The 20038-nt window shown below is 36.6% G+C and carries 20 protein-coding genes and 7 tRNA genes; 25 read left to right on the top strand and 2 right to left on the bottom strand.

Annotated features, from left to right (window positions below; genetic code table 11):
* Positions 1-238: 238 nt before the first annotated feature.
* A complete protein-coding gene (locus tag K7I92_RS02430; RefSeq protein WP_203244504.1) occupies positions 239-523 on the top strand; it encodes a co-chaperone GroES in 285 nt (94 codons plus the stop codon).
* 9 nt (positions 524-532) lie between these two features.
* Positions 533-2143 (top strand): chaperonin GroEL, encoded by a 1611-nt coding sequence (gene groL / locus K7I92_RS02435; RefSeq protein WP_203244503.1) that lies wholly within the window; start codon positions 533-535, stop codon positions 2141-2143.
* Here groL and K7I92_RS07630 read toward each other — a convergent pair.
* Positions 2099-2341, bottom strand: a complete 243-nt coding sequence (locus tag K7I92_RS07630; protein WP_220282037.1) for an IS3 family transposase — start codon at positions 2339-2341, stop codon at positions 2099-2101. The two genes, groL and K7I92_RS07630, sit on opposite strands and share 45 nt — an antisense overlap.
* A 98-nt stretch (positions 2342-2439) precedes the next feature.
* Here K7I92_RS07630 and K7I92_RS02445 point away from each other — a divergent pair, with 98 nt between their 5' ends.
* Positions 2440-3972, top strand: coding sequence for a hypothetical protein (locus tag K7I92_RS02445; RefSeq protein WP_220281911.1), 1533 nt, complete (start codon positions 2440-2442; stop codon positions 3970-3972).
* On the top strand, positions 3969-4523 hold the full coding sequence (locus tag K7I92_RS02450) for an HAD-IB family phosphatase (RefSeq protein ID WP_220281912.1): 555 nt from the start codon (positions 3969-3971) through the stop codon (positions 4521-4523). The genes K7I92_RS02445 and K7I92_RS02450 overlap by 4 nt, the downstream gene beginning before the upstream one ends.
* Before the next feature lie 51 nt (positions 4524-4574).
* On the opposite strand, the gene pta is transcribed toward K7I92_RS02450, so the two are convergent.
* Complete coding sequence (pta, locus tag K7I92_RS02455; protein WP_220281913.1) at positions 4575-5576, bottom strand: phosphate acetyltransferase; 1002 nt, start codon at positions 5574-5576, stop codon at positions 4575-4577.
* Between the two features lie 93 nt (positions 5577-5669).
* Between pta and K7I92_RS02460 the strand changes: the two genes are divergently transcribed.
* The 21 genes from K7I92_RS02460 to K7I92_RS02555 all read left to right on the top strand — a co-directional run bounded on the left by K7I92_RS02460 (position 5670) and on the right by K7I92_RS02555 (position 19998).
* Positions 5670-6482 carry an aldose 1-epimerase family protein gene (locus K7I92_RS02460; RefSeq protein ID WP_220281914.1) on the top strand — a complete coding sequence of 271 codons (813 nt, stop codon included), beginning with the start codon at positions 5670-5672 and terminating at the stop codon, positions 6480-6482.
* Positions 6483-6492: 10 nt separating this feature from the next.
* The gene (gene nagB, locus K7I92_RS02465; RefSeq protein ID WP_203244498.1) at positions 6493-7224 is read left to right on the top strand and encodes a glucosamine-6-phosphate deaminase; all 732 of its coding nucleotides are present in this window, start codon (positions 6493-6495) and stop codon (positions 7222-7224) included.
* A 57-nt stretch (positions 7225-7281) separates the two neighbouring features.
* A complete protein-coding gene (gene trxA, locus K7I92_RS02470; protein WP_220281915.1) occupies positions 7282-7590 on the top strand; it encodes a thioredoxin in 309 nt (102 codons plus the stop codon).
* 147 nt (positions 7591-7737) lie between these two features.
* Complete coding sequence (locus K7I92_RS02475; protein ID WP_203245784.1) at positions 7738-8277, top strand: helix-turn-helix domain-containing protein; 540 nt, start codon at positions 7738-7740, stop codon at positions 8275-8277.
* 9 nt (positions 8278-8286) lie between these two features.
* Positions 8287-9861 carry an ABC transporter ATP-binding protein gene (locus K7I92_RS02480; protein WP_203244496.1) on the top strand — a complete coding sequence of 525 codons (1575 nt, stop codon included), beginning with the start codon at positions 8287-8289 and terminating at the stop codon, positions 9859-9861.
* Positions 9861-10640 (top strand): ABC transporter permease, encoded by a 780-nt coding sequence (locus K7I92_RS02485; RefSeq protein ID WP_203244495.1) that lies wholly within the window; start codon positions 9861-9863, stop codon positions 10638-10640. The genes K7I92_RS02480 and K7I92_RS02485 overlap by 1 nt, the downstream gene beginning before the upstream one ends.
* Positions 10640-11455: an ABC transporter permease gene (locus K7I92_RS07445; protein WP_220281916.1), complete on the top strand. Its 816-nt coding sequence runs from the start codon at positions 10640-10642 to the stop codon at positions 11453-11455. Before K7I92_RS02485 ends, K7I92_RS07445 begins: the two co-directional genes overlap by 1 nt.
* Positions 11430-12521, top strand: coding sequence for an ABC transporter substrate-binding protein (locus tag K7I92_RS07450; RefSeq protein ID WP_220281917.1), 1092 nt, complete (start codon positions 11430-11432; stop codon positions 12519-12521). Before K7I92_RS07445 ends, K7I92_RS07450 begins: the two co-directional genes overlap by 26 nt.
* 36 nt (positions 12522-12557) lie before the next feature.
* On the top strand, positions 12558-13121 hold the full coding sequence (locus tag K7I92_RS02495; RefSeq protein WP_203244492.1) for an HD family hydrolase: 564 nt from the start codon (positions 12558-12560) through the stop codon (positions 13119-13121).
* A 125-nt stretch (positions 13122-13246) separates the two neighbouring features.
* Positions 13247-13714: a PTS glucose transporter subunit IIA gene (locus K7I92_RS02500; protein WP_203244491.1), complete on the top strand. Its 468-nt coding sequence runs from the start codon at positions 13247-13249 to the stop codon at positions 13712-13714.
* On the top strand, positions 13707-14534 hold the full coding sequence (locus tag K7I92_RS02505) for a PRD domain-containing protein (RefSeq protein WP_220281918.1): 828 nt from the start codon (positions 13707-13709) through the stop codon (positions 14532-14534). Before K7I92_RS02500 ends, K7I92_RS02505 begins: the two co-directional genes overlap by 8 nt.
* Positions 14535-14580: 46 nt before the next feature.
* Positions 14581-16077 (top strand): PTS transporter subunit EIIC, encoded by a 1497-nt coding sequence (locus K7I92_RS02510; RefSeq protein ID WP_220281919.1) that lies wholly within the window; start codon positions 14581-14583, stop codon positions 16075-16077.
* A 228-nt stretch (positions 16078-16305) separates the two neighbouring features.
* Positions 16306-16379 (top strand) — tRNA-Arg (locus tag K7I92_RS02515).
* 4 nt (positions 16380-16383) lie between these two features.
* Positions 16384-16460, top strand: a tRNA-Pro gene (locus tag K7I92_RS02520).
* A 3-nt stretch (positions 16461-16463) separates the two neighbouring features.
* A tRNA-Met gene (locus K7I92_RS02525) sits at positions 16464-16540 on the top strand.
* A gap of 31 nt (positions 16541-16571) precedes the next feature.
* Positions 16572-16645: transfer RNA gene (locus K7I92_RS02530), tRNA-Ile, on the top strand.
* A gap of 5 nt (positions 16646-16650) precedes the next feature.
* Positions 16651-16741, top strand: a tRNA-Ser gene (locus K7I92_RS02535).
* 20 nt (positions 16742-16761) lie between these two features.
* Positions 16762-16839: transfer RNA gene (locus K7I92_RS02540), tRNA-Met, on the top strand.
* Positions 16840-16841: 2 nt separating this feature from the next.
* Positions 16842-16914, top strand: a tRNA-Phe gene (locus tag K7I92_RS02545).
* Positions 16915-16967: 53 nt separating this feature from the next.
* On the top strand, positions 16968-17858 hold the full coding sequence (locus tag K7I92_RS02550; RefSeq protein ID WP_220281921.1) for a hypothetical protein: 891 nt from the start codon (positions 16968-16970) through the stop codon (positions 17856-17858).
* A 121-nt stretch (positions 17859-17979) separates the two neighbouring features.
* A complete protein-coding gene (locus K7I92_RS02555; RefSeq protein ID WP_220281922.1) occupies positions 17980-19998 on the top strand; it encodes an HAD-IC family P-type ATPase in 2019 nt (672 codons plus the stop codon).
* The last annotated feature ends 40 nt before the right edge of the window (positions 19999-20038 follow it).

Genomic DNA, 20038 nt, shown 5'->3' on the forward strand with positions numbered 1-20038 from the left:
GTCATCCCGTCGTGCTTTTTAGTTTGAGTGTGGTGTATAGCTTGATGATGTCTTATTTTTAATTCTTAGAACAAAGCAGTATCAAAGGTTTATATCAAGCCACAACGATGCGTGCTTGTGTCTTTATTCTGCTTTAAAGTGTTTTATAAATACTTATAGTGAATGAATTGACAGGGAAAGATATTGTGCTAAACTACTAATTAGCACATAACAGGCAAGAGTGCTAAAGGAGGTAATTATGTTAAAACCATTGCGAGATTATGTTGTGTTGGAAAAAGTAAAGGAAGAAACCGTTACGGCATCCGGAATCGTTTTGAAGACAAAAGAAGCTGGCGATGAACCAAGTCATGCGTTAGTCTTAGCGGTTGGTCCGGGTTTAACCGAAAATGGAAACTTAATTCCAATTGATTTAAAAAAAGGTCAACATGTCATCTATAAGAAGTATAGTGGTACAGAAGTAAAAGATAATGACGAAGAATATTTATTGATTAAGGCTGAAGATATTTTAGCCATTGTTGAATAGGAGGTTTTTATGGCAAAAGAATTAAAATATGCAAAAGAAGCACGTGATTTAATGGTAGAGGGAGTCAATCAATTAGCCGATGCAGTTAAGATTACTCTTGGTCCAAAGGGAAGAAATGTGGTGTTGGAAAAGTCATTTGGTTCACCGGTGATTACCAATGATGGTGTCACCATTGCCAAAGAAGTGGAATTAGAGGATAAGTTTCAAAATATGGGGGCGAAGTTGGTTTATGAAGCGGCGAATAACACCAATGAAGTAGCAGGAGATGGAACCACCACTGCCACTATCTTGACACAAGCCATGATTAACGCTGGCTTAAAGGCAGTGGATAAAGGAGCTAATCCGGTTTTAATGAGAGAAGGAATGGAAAAAGCGGCTAAGGAAGCAGCGAAGGCTTTATTAAATTCTTCTAAACAAATCACCACTAATGAAGATATTAAAAACATTGCGACGATTTCTTCGGGAAGTGAAGAAGTAGGTGAAATCATTGCTCAAGCGATGTCTAAAGTTGGTAATGATGGTGTTATCAATGTGGATGAATCTCGTTCTTTTGAAACAGTATTAGAAATGACGGAAGGTATGCAGTACGATAAGGGATATGTTTCTCCATATATGGTTTCTGATCGCGATAAGATGGAAGTTTCTTTAGATAGCCCTTATATTTTAGTGACAGATCAAAAGATTAACACCATTCAAGAAATTCTTCCTTTGCTAGAAGAAGTAGTGAAAGTGAATAAGCCATTGGTCTTGATTGCGGAAGATTATGATAATGAAGTGATGAGTACTTTAATTATCAATAAGCTAAGAGGAACCTTTAATGTGGTCGCAACGAAGGCGCCGGGTTTTGGTGATAACTCGAAGAACCAATTAGCAGACATTGCCGTTATGACTGGTGCTTCTTTCTGCTCAAAGGATTTAAATCAAAATTTAGCAGACTTAACTTTAGCTGATCTTGGTTCAGCGAAGAAGGTGGTTGTATCGAAAGATAAGACAACGATTATTGATGGTGCTGGTGATAAAGAAGAAGTTTCAAATCGTGTTTCGGAAATTAAGAAGACGATTGAAAATACAACATCTGATTATGATAAGAAAAAACTTCAAGAACGCTTAGGTAAGCTAACCAATGGTGTTGCTTTGATTAAGGTTGGAGCAACCACAGAAACAGAATTAAAAGAAAAGAAATTGAGAATCGAAGATGCCTTGAATGCAACGAAAGCCGCTGTTGAAGAAGGTGTTGTGTCTGGCGGCGGCTTAGCGTTGATTGAAGCTTATAAGGAAGTGAAGTCTAGTCTTAAGGAAGATGTAGTGGATGTACAACGTGGTGTAAATGTTGTGCTAGAAGCTTTAAAAACGCCAATTTGTCAGATTGCTGAAAACGCCGGTTTTGATGGCAATGAAATTCTTGAAAGACAATTAGCGGAAAATAAGGGGATTGGTTTTAATGCTAAGAAAGGTGAATGGGTAAATCTCTCTAAGACAGGTATTATTGATCCAACTAAGGTGACTCGTTCAGCTTTACTCAATGCGGCCAGTATCTCTGGTTTATTCTTGACAACGGAAGCGGCGATTGCGGATTTACCAAGTAAAGAAGCTCCTGTTCCACAAATGCCTCAATATTAAAAACATAGAGTAACGAAGTAAAGCCAATTTCAAATTAATATATAAGGATTGATTTCTGTATTCTACAGGGGTTAATCCTTTTAATTTTGTGGTAATTCTTTGATCATTATCAACATCAATACACTCTTCCATCCCCTTTTGTAATTCATCTAATGAACGAAATGTATATTCAACTCCATAAAACAGTATTATTCCGATAAGATGGTATAATGATGTGACCCCAAAAAGTTAGACTTTTGTTTTTGGACAAGAAAAGAAAAGTCCATTAAAATAGTAAAGGTGAATGGGAGACTAGTATGGTACTAGGAATTTTAGTAAGCGTTGCGTCTGTTGTCTTATGGGAAGCCTTAGGACACTGGGTTCAACATGTGCTTCATTTTAGTAAAAATAAAGAATATGGCTTTCCACTAGGAATTGTGGCTAGCTTTGGTATATTGGAATTTCTTTTCTTAATTGGTATCGGACTTCACTTCGGTCGTGGTTGGTTTGTGTTTTGGACCATTGTTCTAATTGCTTTTATGTTGTTTACGCTATGGTCACAACATACTAAGACATTTCATTCTTTGTTTCGTTGGCAATCCTTGGTTGTCTTGGGTAGTTGTATCTTAGGTTTTTTTCTTGTGAAACAATACGCTAGTTTGGATATCAATTTCGTTGATGGTTCTTTACTACAAGGCTTTCCTCTTTGGCAACAAGCTCTGCAATATTGTTTGCGTTATTTTCAAATTTCCTTTGGCTTATGGATTATTGTTATGAGTCTTTGGTTTTTAGGATCTTTGACCTTTAATATCGTGGATAGTTTTCACTTAAAAAATCCATGGTTTTGTTTCTGCGTGTTGTTAGCGGGTATTTTTTTCAGTTCCTTCCGTAGTCATCAATTGATTCAACTTGGTTCGATGAATTATTGGCGAATGCTGTTAGCGTCGTATTTGTTGTTTGTGTTGTATCGTCTTTTCTCTGAAAAAGAAGAAGTGGTTCATGTTTCTTTTATTCCCATGACAATTTTAGCCGGCTTATTTGTATCAGATGGCTTTGTTTTAATTAGTGTGGAATTATTGTTAGCTTATTTTATCTTTTGTTTGTCACGAAAAGAAATCCGTATTTTATATTGTTTGATTTTCTTGAATTTTCCATTAGTTCTTTATTTTGCCAGCTATTTGGGACAAAAAAATGTCTTTGCTTTTTTGCTGGTAGCTATTGGGTATGGCTTTTTACTAAAGATTAGAGATAATCAAAAAGTTTATGTGTATTTAATTGATGCGGAAATGTTTTTCTTGGATTACTATAAGATGATTTTTTTTGTAATTTGTCCAATTATATTGGTGTTAGTAACCTTATTTCTTCGTTTTGCGATGCCCGATAATTTTATTACTTACCATTCCTTTTTGAACTACATAAAGGCGCAACCGGTGAATTATTATTTCTTTATTCGTAGCAATTGGCTGGAAATTATTTTAAGTACAATTCGTTGGATTGGCGTGATTATCTTCTTATGGCAATCACATAAACGAGAAGAGGATAGGTGGGTTCGTACTTTATTAGTTATGATGGTACTTTGGTTCGTTAATCCACTAACAATGGGTTTATTGGTTAAGATGAGTGGCTTAAATGCATTGACACTAGGTTTTGAAATTCTTTTTAATCCATTAACAGATTTATTATCTTTTATTGCTATCTATGAAATGTTCCAATGGACAGTTATTGGACAATGGGTATTGGAGTTAGTATTGGTTCTTGCTACTTTATTTGGTCACACATTTTCTTATTTACATGTACCGGCTGGACTGTATACCAATCTAATTGATGGCACAATGGAGGTCAAGAAATGAATGTCTATGATTGGGATAAGACTATTTATGATGGTGATTCTACTTTTAGTTTTATTCGCTATTTATTTTGCCATTATCCAAAGACTTTACTTAATTTACCAAGAATCATCTTTTTTGGGATTGGTTATGGCTTACAGCTTGTTTCAAAACAAAGCTTCAAGGAAAACCTGTTTCATTTGTTTGTGTATGTGAAAGATATGCCTCTTGCAACAAAACGGTTCTGTGAAAGTCATTTAGACCATGTAAAATCCTTTTATCAACAAAAAGAAGATGATGTGATAATTTCTGCTTCCCCTGAATTTTTAATTCAAGAATTTGGTCGTTTACTACACATCCAATGCATTATAGCGTCACCTGTTGAACAAAAAACAGGTCATTATATGGGTCTAAATTGTCATGGAGAAGAGAAGGTAAAACGTTTTTACAAACGTTTTCCAAAGGGAGAAATTCATGAATTTTACTCGGATTCATTAAGTGATACACCTTTGGCGCAACTAGCAAAAAAAGCCTTTTTAGTAAAAAAGGAGAAAGTGTTAGATTGGCCAAAATAAAAAGAGGATTAGATACAACTTACTCTGTACCTAATCTTCTTTTTTGTTTGATTATTTTTGTTGAGCTTGAACAGCAGTTAATGCGACAACACCAACAATATCTTCCCAAGAACAACCACGGGACAAATCATTCACCGGTTTCGCAATTCCTTGTAACATAGGACCATAGGCTTCCGCATTACCTAAGCGTTGAACTAATTTATAACCAATATTACCAGCATCTAGGTTAGGGAATACCAAGACATTGGCATGTCCTGCTACAGTGGAGTTTGCTGCCTTTAAGGCGGCAACTTCCGGAATAATAGCTGCATCCAATTGCAATTCACCATCGGATTTCAAATCACTATAGTCACGAGCGGTGATTTCAGCCGCTTCTCTTACTTTATCCACTAAAGCATGTTTAGCACTACCTTTTGTGGAATGACTTAAGAAAGCTACTTTCGCTTCGCCACCAACAAGATACTCAAAACTTTTCGCCGAATCAGCCCCAATTGAAGCTAATTGTTCAGCTGTCGGATCTTGATTTAAACCACAGTCAGCGAAAATGAAGGTACCATTTTCACCTAAATCCTTATTCACCGTACTCATCACAAAGAAAGCAGAAACTAACTTAGCGTTTGCTGCCGTCTTTAAGATTTGTAAAGCAGGGCGTAGGGTATTGGCGGTTGAGTGACAAGCACCTGATACCAACCCATCTGCTTCGTCTAACTTCACCATCATAACACCAAAAGTCGTGTTATCTTCACTCAAAGTCTTACGAGCTAATTCTTCACTCATCCCTTTTGCTTTACGAAGTTCAGTTAAAGTTGTTACATAGGTATCTAACTTATCACTTGTTTTTGGATTGATGATGGTTGCTTGGTCAATATTCACAACCAATTTTTCAGCATCATCTTTCACTTTTTCTTTATCCCCCAATAAAATTAAATTTGCTAAATCTTCTTCTAAAATTTTAGCCGCGGCACGGAGGGTTCTTTCATCTTCCGCTTCAGGCAAAACAATCGTTTTTTTATCCGCTTTCGCTTTTTCCTTAATGGAATCAATAAATGCCATACTGTTTTATTTCTCCTTTTAACCATCTTATTATAAACCAACTTTTATCTTTATGCTTAGTTCAGGAAAGAGTATACTAACAAAGGGGTGAATATGAGTACATATACAATTGAAAATCAATGGGTTTTGGTTCAAGTTGATGAACAAGCCGCTGAAATTCATCATTTCCAATCCAAAGAAAATGGTTTGGAATATATGTGGCAAGGTAATCCGAAGTATTGGTCCGGTAGAAATCCAACACTTTTTCCTATGGTTGGAAAAAGTAAGAGTGGCTATTTAACCATCAAAGGGAAGACTTATCAGATGGGTAACCACGGCTTTACAAGAAATAGCTTATTTCATTGCATACACCACGATGAAAATACCATTACGATGGTTTTAGAGGATAGTGAAGACACATTAAAGCAATATCCATACCACTTTCGCTTAGTGATTGACTACATATTAGTTGCTAAAAAGTTAGTGATTCATTATTCCATTGAAAATAAGAATGAAGAAGTGATGCCCTTTCATTTTGGCTTGCATCCGGCTTTCAATTGTCCTTTAGAAAAAGGAAAGCATCAACAAGACTATCACATTGAACTTGCACAAGAAGAACTAGTGAATGGTGTTTTAACAAGCAAGATTGATTTAGATCCAGTGGAATTGCGAAAAACCATCATTTTAGAAAAGCCAAGTAGTCGATGGTCAAAATTAAGCGATGGAAAACATTTTGTAAAAGTTTTTCATGATGGCTATCCTTGGCTTGCTTATTGGTCACCGGAAGCGCCTTTTGTTTGCATAGAACCGTGGTATTCTCATACCGATTTTACAGAAAATCATTTGGACTATGAGGAAAGAGAAGGATGTATTAAAATAGAACCTAAGGGAGTATGGCAGTGTTCCTATTCCATTGAAATTGATTAAGGAGAAAAGTATGTTTAAAATCATGGTTAAGAAAAATTATGAGGAAGTTTCAGAAGCTGCTTTTGAAGCATTCCGTCCGGTGATGGATAAAGAAAATTGTGTATTAGGTTTGGCGACCGGTTCTAGTCCGCTTGGCTTATACAAGAAAATGATTGAAGACCATCAAAAAAATGGTACATCCTATGCTAAGGCAATTAGCTTTAATTTAGATGAATACGTTGGTTTACCAAGAAATCACAAAGAAAGCTATTATACTTTTATGCATGAAAATTTATTTAATCATATTGATATTAAAGAAGAAAATACGCATGTTCCAAATGGTGAAACCGGCAATCCTGAACAAGAATGCAAAGATTATGAAACTGCTTTAAAGAAGGTATCCGTGGATGTACAAATCTTAGGTATTGGGTCCGATGGTCATATTGCCTTTAATGAACCGGGGGCTTCTTTTGAAAGTGAAACACATGTTATGGAATTAACGGAACAAACACGTCAAGATAATGCTCGTTTCTTTGCGGGGGACATAAACCAAGTGCCTACCTTAGCTATTACGCAAGGTTTGGCTTCTATTATGCGCGCTAAGAAAATTATCTTAATTGCGACTGGTGCCAATAAAGCCCAAGCGGTTAAGAATATGTTAGAAGGGGAGAAGAGTGTGGATTGTCCAGCTTCTATTCTTCAAGACCATGCGGATGTGACAGTTATCTTAGATGAGATGGCAGCTTCTTCTTTGAGCAAATAAATTGTCATAAAAATTGTTTCTGTCATACTAAGAGCATAGAGAAAAGGAGAACTTAAAATGAATGTAATTAAAAATATAGCTGAATACGATGCAATCCTAAAAGACAATGAAAAAGTCTTTGTGGATTTCTATGCGGATTGGTGTGGTCCATGTAAGATGGTTGGTCCATTAGTGGAACAATTATCCAATGAAATTAGTGACGTAACTTTTGTGAAAGTGAATGTGGATGAACAGCCAGAAATTGCTCAACGTTATGGTATTATGTCTATTCCAACATTGATTGCTTTCAAGAATGGTCAAGCTGTTACAACAACGGTTGGTTTCAAACCGAAGGAAGAATTAGAACAAGTTATCAAGGCTTTATAAAAACTGGGTTTCCATCCAGTTTTTCTTTTGTTTATAATTTATAAACTTTTTGTTTAAAAATATTGAATATTAGTTAAAAGATTGGTATCATCACTTTGGTATTGCCAATCTTTTTGTTTGGTAATACAAAACAAAGGAAAAAGTATGATTGATATTGGTGCAAGAATAAAACAATTAAGATTAAAAAATGATCTCACATTAGAGGAATTGGCTTCAAGAACGGAATTAACCAAGGGTTTTTTATCCCAATTAGAACGAAATCTGACTTCGCCATCCATTCAAAGTTTGGCTGATGTGGCAGAAGCCTTAGGGGTAAATTTAAGTGGTTTTTTTCAAGAAGATGTTGAGGAACAAATTGTCTTTCAAGCAGAAGATGCTTTTGTGGATGAACAAGAGGGTGTCAAAACCTTTTGGATTGTCCCCAATGCGCAGAAAAATAGAATGGAACCCATTCGTTTGGTTATTGAACCAAATCATCAATCAAAAGTCTTAGAGCCCCATGAGGGTGAAGAATTCGGTTATGTGTTAAGTGGAAGAGTCCATGTGGTTACCCAATCCCATCCAAAAGGATATGTGGTTCGTAAGGGAGATAGCTTTTATCTAACTGGAAAAGAAATCCATTGGATTGAAAATAGAGCTAAAAAAATGGCGGAATTATTGTGGGTATCAACCCCACCAAAATTTTAGGGAGAGATTATGGCAAAAAGACTAATAGAAATCAAGAATGTAGTGAAAACTTTTGGTCAACAAGTGGTACTAAAAGGCATTAATTTAGATATTTATGAAAATGAATTCGTTACTTTATTGGGACCATCCGGTTGTGGTAAGACCACTTTATTACGTATTATTGCCGGTTTTTTAGAAACCGATGGTGGCTCCGTTTTGATGAACGGCGAGGATATTGCGACCTTACCGGCGTATAAACGAGATGTAAATACGGTCTTTCAGCATTACGCTTTATTCCCACACTTAAATGTCTATGACAACATCGCTTTTGGTTTGAAAATCAAGAAAGAACCAAAAGACATCATTAATCAAAAAGTAATGCGTATGTTAAGTCTGGTTGGTTTGGAAGGCTATGAAAAACGCGATGTGACCCGATTATCCGGTGGTCAACAACAACGGGTGGCGATTGCTCGAGCGCTGATTAATGAACCAAAAGTGCTATTGCTAGATGAATCATTGAGTGCCTTGGATAAGAATTTAAGAAAAGAAATGCAGTTGGAATTGAAGGAAATCCAACGTGAAGTTGGTATTACGTTTGTCTTTGTAACGCATGACCAAGAAGAAGCCCTTACGATGTCTGATAAGATTGTCATTATGCGTGAGGGGGAAATTGAACAGGTGGGCAGTCCTTTAGCGGTTTATAATGAACCGATTAATGAATATTGTGCTCGTTTTATTGGCGATTCCAATATTATTGATGGCACCATGGTAGCAGACCGTTTGGTTAGTTTTGATGAAAAAGAATACGTTTGTACAGATTATGGATTTGAAGCCAATCAAGAAGTGGACATTATGATTCGTCCGGAAGATATTGATATTGTTGCTAGAAATAAAGGCTTATTAAATGGCGAAGTGAAATCGGTTCTATTTAAGGGTGTTCATTATGAAGTGATTGTTGAAACCGCCAGTGGTACGGCTAAAACCATTACGATGCACGTCACTAAAGAACGTGATGTTGTCAATGAAGAATATGGTGAACGTATTTCTGCTTCAAACTTCTCGATGGACTTAGAAGATGTAGCGAATTTAAACGATGCTGAAGTTATTGCTCGTGCTAATGCTCAAGCTTGGCGTGAAGGGGAAGAAGAAAATATTTCTTTGACCGAAGTGCAATACCAAGTGGAAGAAAAGGTTGGTAGTTATGATTGTACCTTTGGAACGAGTAATGGTACTCGTATTACCATTCAAATTAAAGTGGTGGAGCCAAAAACAACTGAAAACCAAGCTAATCAAGAAGGAATTCAAGCCTTTGATTTCTATACAACTGTAGATGAGTTACAAGAATCCGTTGCTTTAGATACTGATTTAGTGCGTTGGGCAGATGCGTATGCTTGGGATATGGAAGATAATTCCAAGGTTGAAATTTGGGATGTGAAGTACGATTTTGATGTGGATGAAATCAAAGAAGGGGATTATAAGGTTACTTTCGCTACTCAAGGACGTGAATTAAAGCTAGAAACAACAGATGCGATTGCAGTGGGACAAAGAATTGGTTTGTCTTGGAAGCCAGAAGACATTCATGTCATGGAAAAGATGGTGTACTAATGAAGAGTTTTAAACGTTTGGTGTATCCATATGTAGTATGGATGACCATTATGATTGTGATTCCAATGTTGATGATTGTGTTCTATGCGTTCACAAAAAAGGGCAACTCGGTTTTAACCTTGCAGTTTACCTTGAATAACTTCATTCGTTTTTTCCAAGATCCAATCTTCCCGGCGGTTTTATGGCGTAGTTTAAAGATGGCATTTATCACAACGGTGATTTGTATTGTGACGGGTTATCCAACGGCCTATGCGATGGCGAAGCTAAAAGGAAATTCGCAAGCTTTGATTTTATTGTTAGTGACGTTGCCAATGTGGATTAATATGTTGGTGCGTACCTACGCATGGCGTGGCATTTTAGCCATATTGAATTTGAGTCCGGAACTAAGGGTGTATGTGGGCATGGTGTACAACTTCTTACCATTTATGATTCTACAAATTTACACTTCTTTATCGAAGATTGATCCAAGTTTGTTAATTGCCGCTCATGATTTAGGTGCTAATGAGGCTCAGACTTTCCGTCGTGTTGTCTTGCCTTTATCGCTTTCAGGAGTGATTTCAGGGATTACATTAGTTTTCTTACCGGCAGTCTCTAGTTTTTTTATTCCAAAGCTATTGGGTGGTGGACAGTATGTGCTAATTGGTAATTTGATTGAAGATTATTTTGTTAGTACAGGTGATTGGAACTTCGGCTCAGCGATTAGTTTAATCATGGCAATCGTGATTTTAATTTCGATGTTTATTACCCGTCGCTTAGATCGTGAAACAAAGGGGGAATAATGCAAGAGAAACAATCTATTTTTTCAAAGGTTTATCTATGGTTGGTGCTTGCCTTCTTCTATGCGCCAATTCTATATGTGCTAATCTTTAGTTTTAACTCATCCAAATCTTTATCCAAGTTTGAAGGATTTTCAATGAAATGGTATGCCAAGATGTTTGCGAATCGAACGATTATGGAAGCCATTTGGTACACAGTGATTATTGCCTTATTAGCAACACTGATTTCAACCATCGTGGGAACAATTACGGCGATAGGTTTAAGTAAATCGAATCGGGTCTTAAAAGAAATGGTATCCCAAGTGAATAATTTACCGATGTTAAATCCGGAAATTGTAACGGCGATAGGGTTGATGTTATTTTTTACAAGTTTGAACATTGCTACCGGGTTTATGACGATGTTATTGGCACATATTGCCTTTTGTATACCGTATGTGATTTTATCCATTATGCCACGTTTAAGAAGATTGGATCCAAACTTGGCTGATGCGGCTTTAGATCTTGGTTGCACACCAAACCAAGCCATGTGGAAAGTCATTATTCCACAAATTAAAGGAGGGATAATTGCTGGGGCTTTGGTTGCTTTTTCAATGTCTTTTGATGACTTTGTCATCTCCTTATTTACGACCGGTCCTGGTGTTTCCAATATTTCCATTTATGTGTATTCCAATGTAAAACGGGTGAATCCAACCATCAACGCTTTATCGAGTTTAATTGTCTATGTAATGACAATTGTCTTAATTTTAATCAATGTAGTACCAATGGTACAAAAATATAGGAGAGAAAAGAAAAATGAAAAAAATAGTGAAGTTTATTAGCGTAGCCTTAGCTTTATCTCTATTAACTGCTTGTGGGAATAAGAAGGTGGAAACCACACAAATTGACGCCAAACAGAAATATGGTTGTAACAAAATTAATGTTTATAATGCATCTGAATATATCGCGGATGATACAATTAAAAACTTTGAGAAGAAGTACAATGCCCATGTCCAATACGATCTCTTTGATTCTAATGAAATGTTGCACACAAAGTTATTGGGAGGTAGTTCTTACGATGTGATTGTGCCATCAGATTATATGGTTGAACAATTATTAAAAGAAGATTACTTACAAAAGTTAGATAAGTCTTTAATTCCAAATTTATCCAATGTCAATCCAAGTCTTCTTAAGAAACAAAAAGACTTTGATTCAAAACAAGAATATTCAGTTCCTTATTTCTGGGGTAATGTGGGTATTGTTTACAATAAGAAAAAAGTCAATCCGGCTGATGTTGAAAAGTTGGGTTGGAATGTTTTTCGTGATACTAAGTACAAAGGAAAGATTTTTTTCTACGATAGCCAACGCGATGGGTTTATGGTGGCTTTAAAGGCTTTAGGGTATTCTATGAATACCAAGGATGATGGTGAAATAAAAAAAGCGTATGCTTGGTTACAAGAAATGAATAAGACAATGGCACCGTCCTATGTAACGGATGAAGTCATTGATGATATGGTCAATAATAAAAAAGACATTGCAATGATGTATTCGGGTGATGCTTCTTATGTTTTATTGGAAAATGAAGAGTTGGATTATTTCCAACCAAAGCAAGGTACAAATATCTGGACGGATGCCATGGTTATTCCTAAAAATGCAAGTTGCCCGGCTTTAGCTCATGCTTTCATTAATGAAATGGTTTCTAAAGAAGTTCAAAAGAATAACTCTAAAGCTGTTGGTTATACAGCTGTTATTCAAGAAGTGGAAGAAGAAATTGCGAATAATGAGTACGACGGCATCGCTTCTTATCGTCCTAGAACAAATTACAATAAGGATGAAGTGTTCCACTATAATCCAGGTGTGAAAGAAAAACTATCTGATCTCTGGACAAAAGTAAAAGTGCAGAAATAACGGGGAATAACCTCGTTTTTTTGTTATAATCGGATTATGACCATCGAAGAACTTATGCAAGCCATGGATATTAGTATCCGCTTAAAAGATCGAACAAGGCATTGTTATACACAAGAAGGAAGGCATGAAAGTGTTGCCGAACATTGCTGGATGTTGACAATGATGGCTTTTCTTTTAAAAGAAGAGTATCCCGATGTGGATATGAATAAAGTGATTGAAATGTGCATTATTCATGATTTGGGTGAAATCTTTACCGGTGATATTCCCAGCTTTGTAAAAAAAGAGAAAGATACCACTAAAGAAAAAGAACTTTTATTGGAATGGTTAGATCAATTGTCACTTCCAACACAAGAAAGAATGAAGTCTTTGTATATTGAAATGGAAGAGCAGAAGAGTATGGAAGCGAAGATTTACAAGGCTTTGGATAAGATGGAAGCTGTTTTTCAACACAATCGTTCCAATATTCAAACTTGGCTTCCTTTGGAATATGATTTACAACTTACTTATGGTGAAAAAGAAGCTTCATTTTCAAGTTATTTAAAAGAATTAAGAGAAGCTATTCGTCAAGAAAGTCTTTTGAAAATTGAAAAAGAGACGTAAAAAGTATTTTCTTTTGAAAGGGCTTTATGTTATCATGAACTTGTAAAAAGCGTGTTACTGTAATGACAGGCATTAGCTCATTAGATTTTTTCTAATGAGCTTTTCTATATTAGGAGGGAAGAAGTATGGGTTTATTTTCAAAGAAGACGCAAGTGGTTGCTCCTTGTAATGGTCAGTTAAAACCACTAGAAAAAGTCAATGATCCGGTGTTTTCAAAAGGTTTAGCGGGAAAAGGCTTTGCGGTTATGCCAAGTGAAAATGAGATTGTTTCCTCGGTGGAGGGGGAAGTAACGATGGTTTTTCCGACTGGACATGCCTTTGGTGTAAAGGATAAAAAAGGTTGGGAATATTTAATTCATATGGGTTTAGATACAGTTACTTTAAAAGGTGAAGGCTTTGAAACCAAAGTAAAGGTTGGTCAGCATCTTAGAAAAGGGGATGTTGTTTCTTATATGGATTTAAATTTGATGAAAGAAAAAGGATTAGAAAGTGATGTTCTCGTTTTAGTTACCAATTCAGGCGATATGACAATGAAAGTATCTTATGGAAAAGTGGAAAAAGGACAAGTCGTTGCGGAAGTGAATCATGCTTAAAATTGAGAAAGTGTTAAATCACAATGTGGTTTTATGCCAAGATGATAAACAAAGAAATTTGATTGCTTTTGGGACTGGTCTTGGTTTTCAAAAGAAAGCCGGAGATAGTTTAGATGAAACGAAAATAGTGAATTTGTATGGGCTAAAGAATTTGGCTCGTTATGAAAAATTAATTAGTGAAACAGATAATCAAATTGTTTCTATATCGGAAGAAATCATTCGTGAATTAAAAGAATGCTTTTCACAAGATTTTGACCAAAACATCCATGTGTCTTTATTGGATCACTTACGCTTTAGTGTGAAACGCTATCATGAAAATATTGTTGTACAAAATGTGTTCGTAGATGAAACAGCTTATTTTTATCCCAAGGAATTTGCGTTTGCGAAAAAAGCTTTGCGTATGGTGAATGAAAGTTTAAAAATCAATCTTCCTTTAGCAGAAGCAGGTTTTCTTTGTATGCATATTCATGCGGCTTTGCACCATGAGGATTTAAGTTTTACAAACTTGAACTTCCAAGTAATGAGTGATGTGCTTAGTCTGATTGAAAAGAACTTAGGCGTTGATTTAAGACAATACGAAGATGCTCGCCAACGCTTGATGACACATATTCGTTTTGCGGTAAGGAGATTTTTAGATCATAGTGAAATTCAAAATGATTTAAAGGAAGTCATTCAAGAACGTTATGCAAAAGCCTTCGCACTTGCGAAAAAGATTTCTGAAGTCATTGAAGAAAAATATGGTTTATTGCTAAATGAAGCGGAAATGGCTTATTTGAGTGTTCATTTAGAAAATATTATTCGTAGTATTCCCTTGGTCTAAACATAAGAATTCTTGTGTTCATACATAGAAAGAAAGGAGAGAATGTATGTTTAAGACATTACAAAAAATTGGTAAATCATTCATGTTGCCAATTGCTATTTTGCCGGCGGCCGGTTTACTTCTAGGTATCGGTGGTGCTTTATCTAACCCGACAACGGTAGCGGCTTATCCGGTTTTAGCGAATCCTGTTTTACAAGGGATTTTCCAAGTTATGTCGGCGGCAGGAAATGCGGTCTTCACAAATTTGGCTTTACTATTATGCATTGGTTTGTGCGTTGGTCTAGCAAAGAGGGATAAAGGAACAGCTGCTTTAGCAGGGGTTGTTGGTTATTTGGTGATGACGGCTACGATTTCTGCTTTATTAGCCATCTTTAATCCTAAAGGAAATACGATTGATACAGGTGTGATTGGAGCTGTTGTGATTGGTATGATTGCCCTCACCTTACATAATAAGTACCAAAATATTCAATTGCCTCAGGTATTAGGCTTCTTTGGCGGTTCTCGTTTTGTGCCGATTGTAACCAGTTTTGCGGCAATTGGTGTTGGTGCAATTTTCTTTGTGGTATGGCCTCCATTCCAAAACTTATTGGTGACTTCCGGTCAATACATTGCTAAGGCTGGTCCAATTGGAACATTCTTGTATGGTTTCTTAATGCGTTTATGTGGTGCAGTTGGTCTTCATCATATGGTTTATCCCATGTTCTGGTACACCGAACTTGGTGGTGTTGAAACGGTTGCAGGTGTTTCCGTGGCTGGTGCTCAGAAGATTTTCTTTGCTCAACTAGCCAATCCGAACCATGTTGGTTTATTTACCGAAGGAACGCGTTTCTTTGCTGGTCGTTTCTCAACAATGATGTTCGGTTTGCCGGCGGCTTGTCTGGCGATGTATCATTGCGTACCAAAAGAACGTCGTTCAAAGTACAAAGGCTTATTCATTGGTGTGGCTTTAACTTCCTTTATCACCGGAATTACGGAACCAATCGAATTTATGTTCTTGTTTGTTAATCCGTTGTTATATATTATTCATGCTTTCTTTGATGGTGTTAGTTTCTTGATTGCGGATGTATTGAATATTTCGATTGGTAACACTTTCTCTGGTGGGGTAATTGACTTCACATTGTTCGGTATCTTACAAGGAAATGAACATACAAATTGGGTATTACAAATTCCATTTGGGCTAGCGTGGTCTGTACTTTACTATTTCTTCTTTCGATTCTACATCACTAAGTTTAATGTGATGACACCTGGTCGAAGTGAAGAAGAGGAAGAAGAAATTAAGGTGGAATCGAAGTCTTCAATAAAGGAGGAATCAGTAGAAATTATTACGGCTTTAGGTGGCTCTGAAAATATTGAAGATGTGGATGCTTGTATCACTCGTTTGCGAGTGAATGTTAAGGATTCTTCAAAGGTAGATAAGGCAAAACTAAAGAAGATTGGCGCAACAGATGTATTGGATGTAGATGGTGGTATTCAAGCTATTTATGGAGCGAAAGCGGTTCTCTACAAGAATAATATGATTGAGATTTTAGATTTAGATGAATGAGAGATAGCCCTGAGATTGTACCGACCCCTAAAAGTTAGACCAAAATCTAACGATTGGAGGTCGGTATTTTTATGGCAAAATATTCATATGAGTTTAAGAAACAAATCGTTATGGAGTATCTGGAAGGAAATGGTGGTTTTCAATCCAAAGGCGAAAAAAGAGTTAAAAAAAGCTCTTGTCAAAAGGGTTAGGCAATGGTAATATAAATGGGCACTGAAAAATAGTTATGCGCCGATAGCTCAACTGGATAGAGTATTTGACTACGAATCAAAAGGTTGCGGGTTCGACTCCTGCTCGGCGCGCTTTCGGGATGTAGCACAGCTTGGTAGTGCACTTGATTTGGGATCAAGGGGTCACAGGTTCGAATCCTGCCATCCCGACCATTTGGCGAGATAGCTCAGTTGGCTAGAGCAATCGGTTCATACCCGGTAGGTCGTGAGTTCGAATCTCACTCTCGCTACCATTTGTTTTTTAACAAGAGTGTTACCACATGAGGACCCTTAGCTCAGTTGGTCAGAGCTATCGGCTCATAACCGATTGGTCGAAGGTTCGAGTCCTTCAGGGTCCACTATTGGAGGAATACCCAAGTGGTTGAAGGGTCCGGTCTTGAAAACCGGTAGGTCGAGAAATCGGCGCCTGGGTTCGAATCCCAGTTCCTCCGCCATTATTAACACTCAAACACATCGCGAGGTAGAGCAGTCCGGTTAGCTCGTCGGGCCCATAACCCGGAGGTCGTTGGTTCAAATCCTTCCCTCGCAACCATTGGCTCTGTAGCTCAGTCGGTAGAGCAAAGGACTGAAAATCCTTGTGTCGGCGGTTCGATTCCGCCTGGAGCCACCTTGTGGAAAACCCCAATGAAATTGGGGCTTTTTATTTGTTATAATGGTCATATGAAAAAAACACTTATTATTGGTACTGTACAAGCCGAATGGCTTGAATATGTTAAAGAATTACCTAAAGGGAATGAAGATTATGAAGTTCTTTCTTCTCATTTGCAACTAAGTGGTTCAGCTTTAAAAGCGGCCACTGTTTATCAACAATTTGGCTTTCCCTATGAAGTGATTGCTCCTGTGGGAGAGGGGAGCGTTGGTGATGAACTAGGTAATTATTTATCTGAGAAACAAATTGATGTGCAACATATTGAAGGCATTCATGGTTCATCGACTTTGCTTATTGATACAAAGAATCGTTCTAATCGCATTTATGCTCCAGGAGTTGAATTTAATATTTCAAATAATTTATTTACAACGATTGAGCCAAAAGACTTTGAACGTGTTTTGGTATTTGGGGATGCTTTGATTAGTGAAAATGCGAAAGATGTGCTTGGTTTATTAGAAGAAATCGGACAAGAAGTTTATTTCGCACCAGGTTCTTATTTCCAAGCCATTGAGGATGAACTATTAGATGCTATGTTGGATTTGCATCCAATTATGGTTTTAGAAGATACGGATTTATTATTAGAAAATTTTGATTATTTAGAAACGATGATTTCCGGTTTACAAGAAGAGAGCCAAAATACCATTTTATTCTTAGCTCAATTTCAAGCTTTATATGGCTTTGAATTAAAGCAAAAGTTCTTATTAGAAAATAGTGCATTTGCAGATGAAGAGTACATTGCAATTGCTTATTCACTGGCAAAGTTAGCTAATATTGACGCAAAGAATGCACTATTATTTGCCCAAGAAATGGGGGTGGCTGCCAAAAACCATCAAACGCTTTCTTCTCAACAAATTACATTATTCAAACAACGATTAAAAGGAATGATTTTGCATGCATCATAAAACAAAAGATACTTTTTGGAAAGACCTCTTTTTAGAACATATTTTTACGTATTTCAATTTTTTGAATGTACTTCTTTTTGTTTGGGTTGCCAGCATTGGGCGAATAGAAAATGGTCTTTTTATGGGCGCATGTTTGTTTGCGGTTGTCACAAGTGTGTACCACTCCGTTAAAGCAAGACACCAACTTAAAAAGATGGAATTATTTGTGCAAGAAAAATACCATGTTTATAAACAAGATAAACTTTTATTGCGAGATGAAATTGAAGTGGGTGATCAAATTGAAATATCCGTTGGTCAACAAATTCCGGTAGACGCTATTTTGCTAGAAGGAAATTTAGAAGTCAATGAGGCTTTATTAACCGGGGAAGAGCAGGAAGTCATTAAAAATCCGGGAAGTGCTTTAATTGGAGGAAGCTATGTGCTTTCAGGACAAGCTATCTTAAAAGCAAACACAATAGCCCAAGAGAGTAAAGCCGAACAAATGATTCAAGAAGCTCGTAAAGTGAAAAAAGGAAAGATGGGTCTAGTGAAAGAGTTGGATCAATTCTTATGGTTGATTTCTATTTTATTAGCACCACTTGGCATTGCTTTATATCTTGTTCAAATTTCTAAGATTGGCTATGAAGCAACCGTTTTAGCAACAGTGGCCGCTTTGATTGGTATGATACCGGAAGGTCTGTTGGTATTGACCAGTATGTCTACGATGATTGGTGCTCTTCGTTTGAGCAAAAGGTATGTCCTAACCCAAAACTTGAATGCTTTAGAAAATTTAGCGAGAGTAGATACCATTTGTTTGGATAAAACAGGAACTCTAACAACCGGTCAATTAAAAGTTAAAGAAGTGACTTGGTTAGAAACTTCTTATGAAAGACAATTAAAATTGCACATCAGTCAAGAAACAACGAATAACCCAACGCAACTTGCATTACAGAAATATTTTGGTAAACAAGAGGAGCGTTTAGAGGAGTATTTATCTTTTTCTTCTAAGCGAAAGTACAGTGCTTCTAAAATGAAGGATGGTTCTATTTTTTTGGTTGGCTCGATGGAATCGTTTGGTGGTGAATTACCGGAAAAGCTAATTTGGGAACAAGAAGCCGGGAATCGTGTGATTACTTTAGCTCGAGGAAAAGGAAAGTTAGATCAAATCGAAGGAGTAAAAGCAATCGGCTATGTGGTTTTAGAGGATGAATTGAAGAATCATATTCAAGAAACATTAGCCTATTTACAAAATGAACATGTAAACCTACGCATTATCTCTGGTGACCATGAAAGAACGGTCGCTTCAATTGCTCGTAAGGCTGGTTATCAAAATCTAACAAGAAGTGCTAATGTGAATGAAAAATTGGATTATTCTTTACAAGTGTTCGGTCGTACGCTTCCAGAACAGAAAAAGGATATTATTAAGCATCTTCAACAAGAAGGGCATATTGTTGCGATGGTTGGTGATGGGGTGAATGATGTATCGGCTTTAAAACAGGCGGATGTGTCAATTAGTTTTGAAAGAGCTCATGCAGCTGCTAAGAATGTGAGTGATATTGTCTTAGTTCATAATGATTTTGCGCAAGTCCCAAAGGCGATTGAAGAGGGGAGGAGAATTATTTTTAATATCTCCAATAGTGCTTCTTTGTATTTTATGAAGACTATTTATTCCTTCGTCTTTACGATTTTGTTGTTGGTTTTAAAATATAGTTATCCTTTTTTGCCTATTCATTTAACCGTTTTATCTGCCTTTGGTGTGGGTATACCTACTTTCTTATTACAATGGGAAAGTCATCCGGATCCAATTCAAAAAGATTATTTAAAAAGGGCTATTTTAAAGGCCGTTCCGTGTGCTTTTCAATTATTACTTGGTATCATCGTTCTTCGTTATTTACAATTGTCAAGATGGATTCTGCTTTGGTCAGCCATGAGTTATATTGTTGCTTTATTGGTGATATATCCACCAATTACTAAGATGAGAAAAATAGTCATTATTTCTATGGCATTAGCGTATAGTCTTATCTTTTTATGGTTAATGCTTCATCAATCTATGGATGTATCAAGTTTACAGTCCTTACAGGATATAGGAATATTGCTGGCACTCATCTTTGCCCAAAGTTTCTTCTACTTTGTCTTAATTGGATTAAAAAGGAAGAACTAGCACTTTGTTTTATCATAGAGTAAAATGGAATAGCCTTTAG

It is taken from the genome of Bulleidia sp. zg-1013, from assembly GCF_019798045.1.
Lineage (GTDB): Bacteria > Bacillota_I > Bacilli_A > Erysipelotrichales > Erysipelotrichaceae > Bulleidia.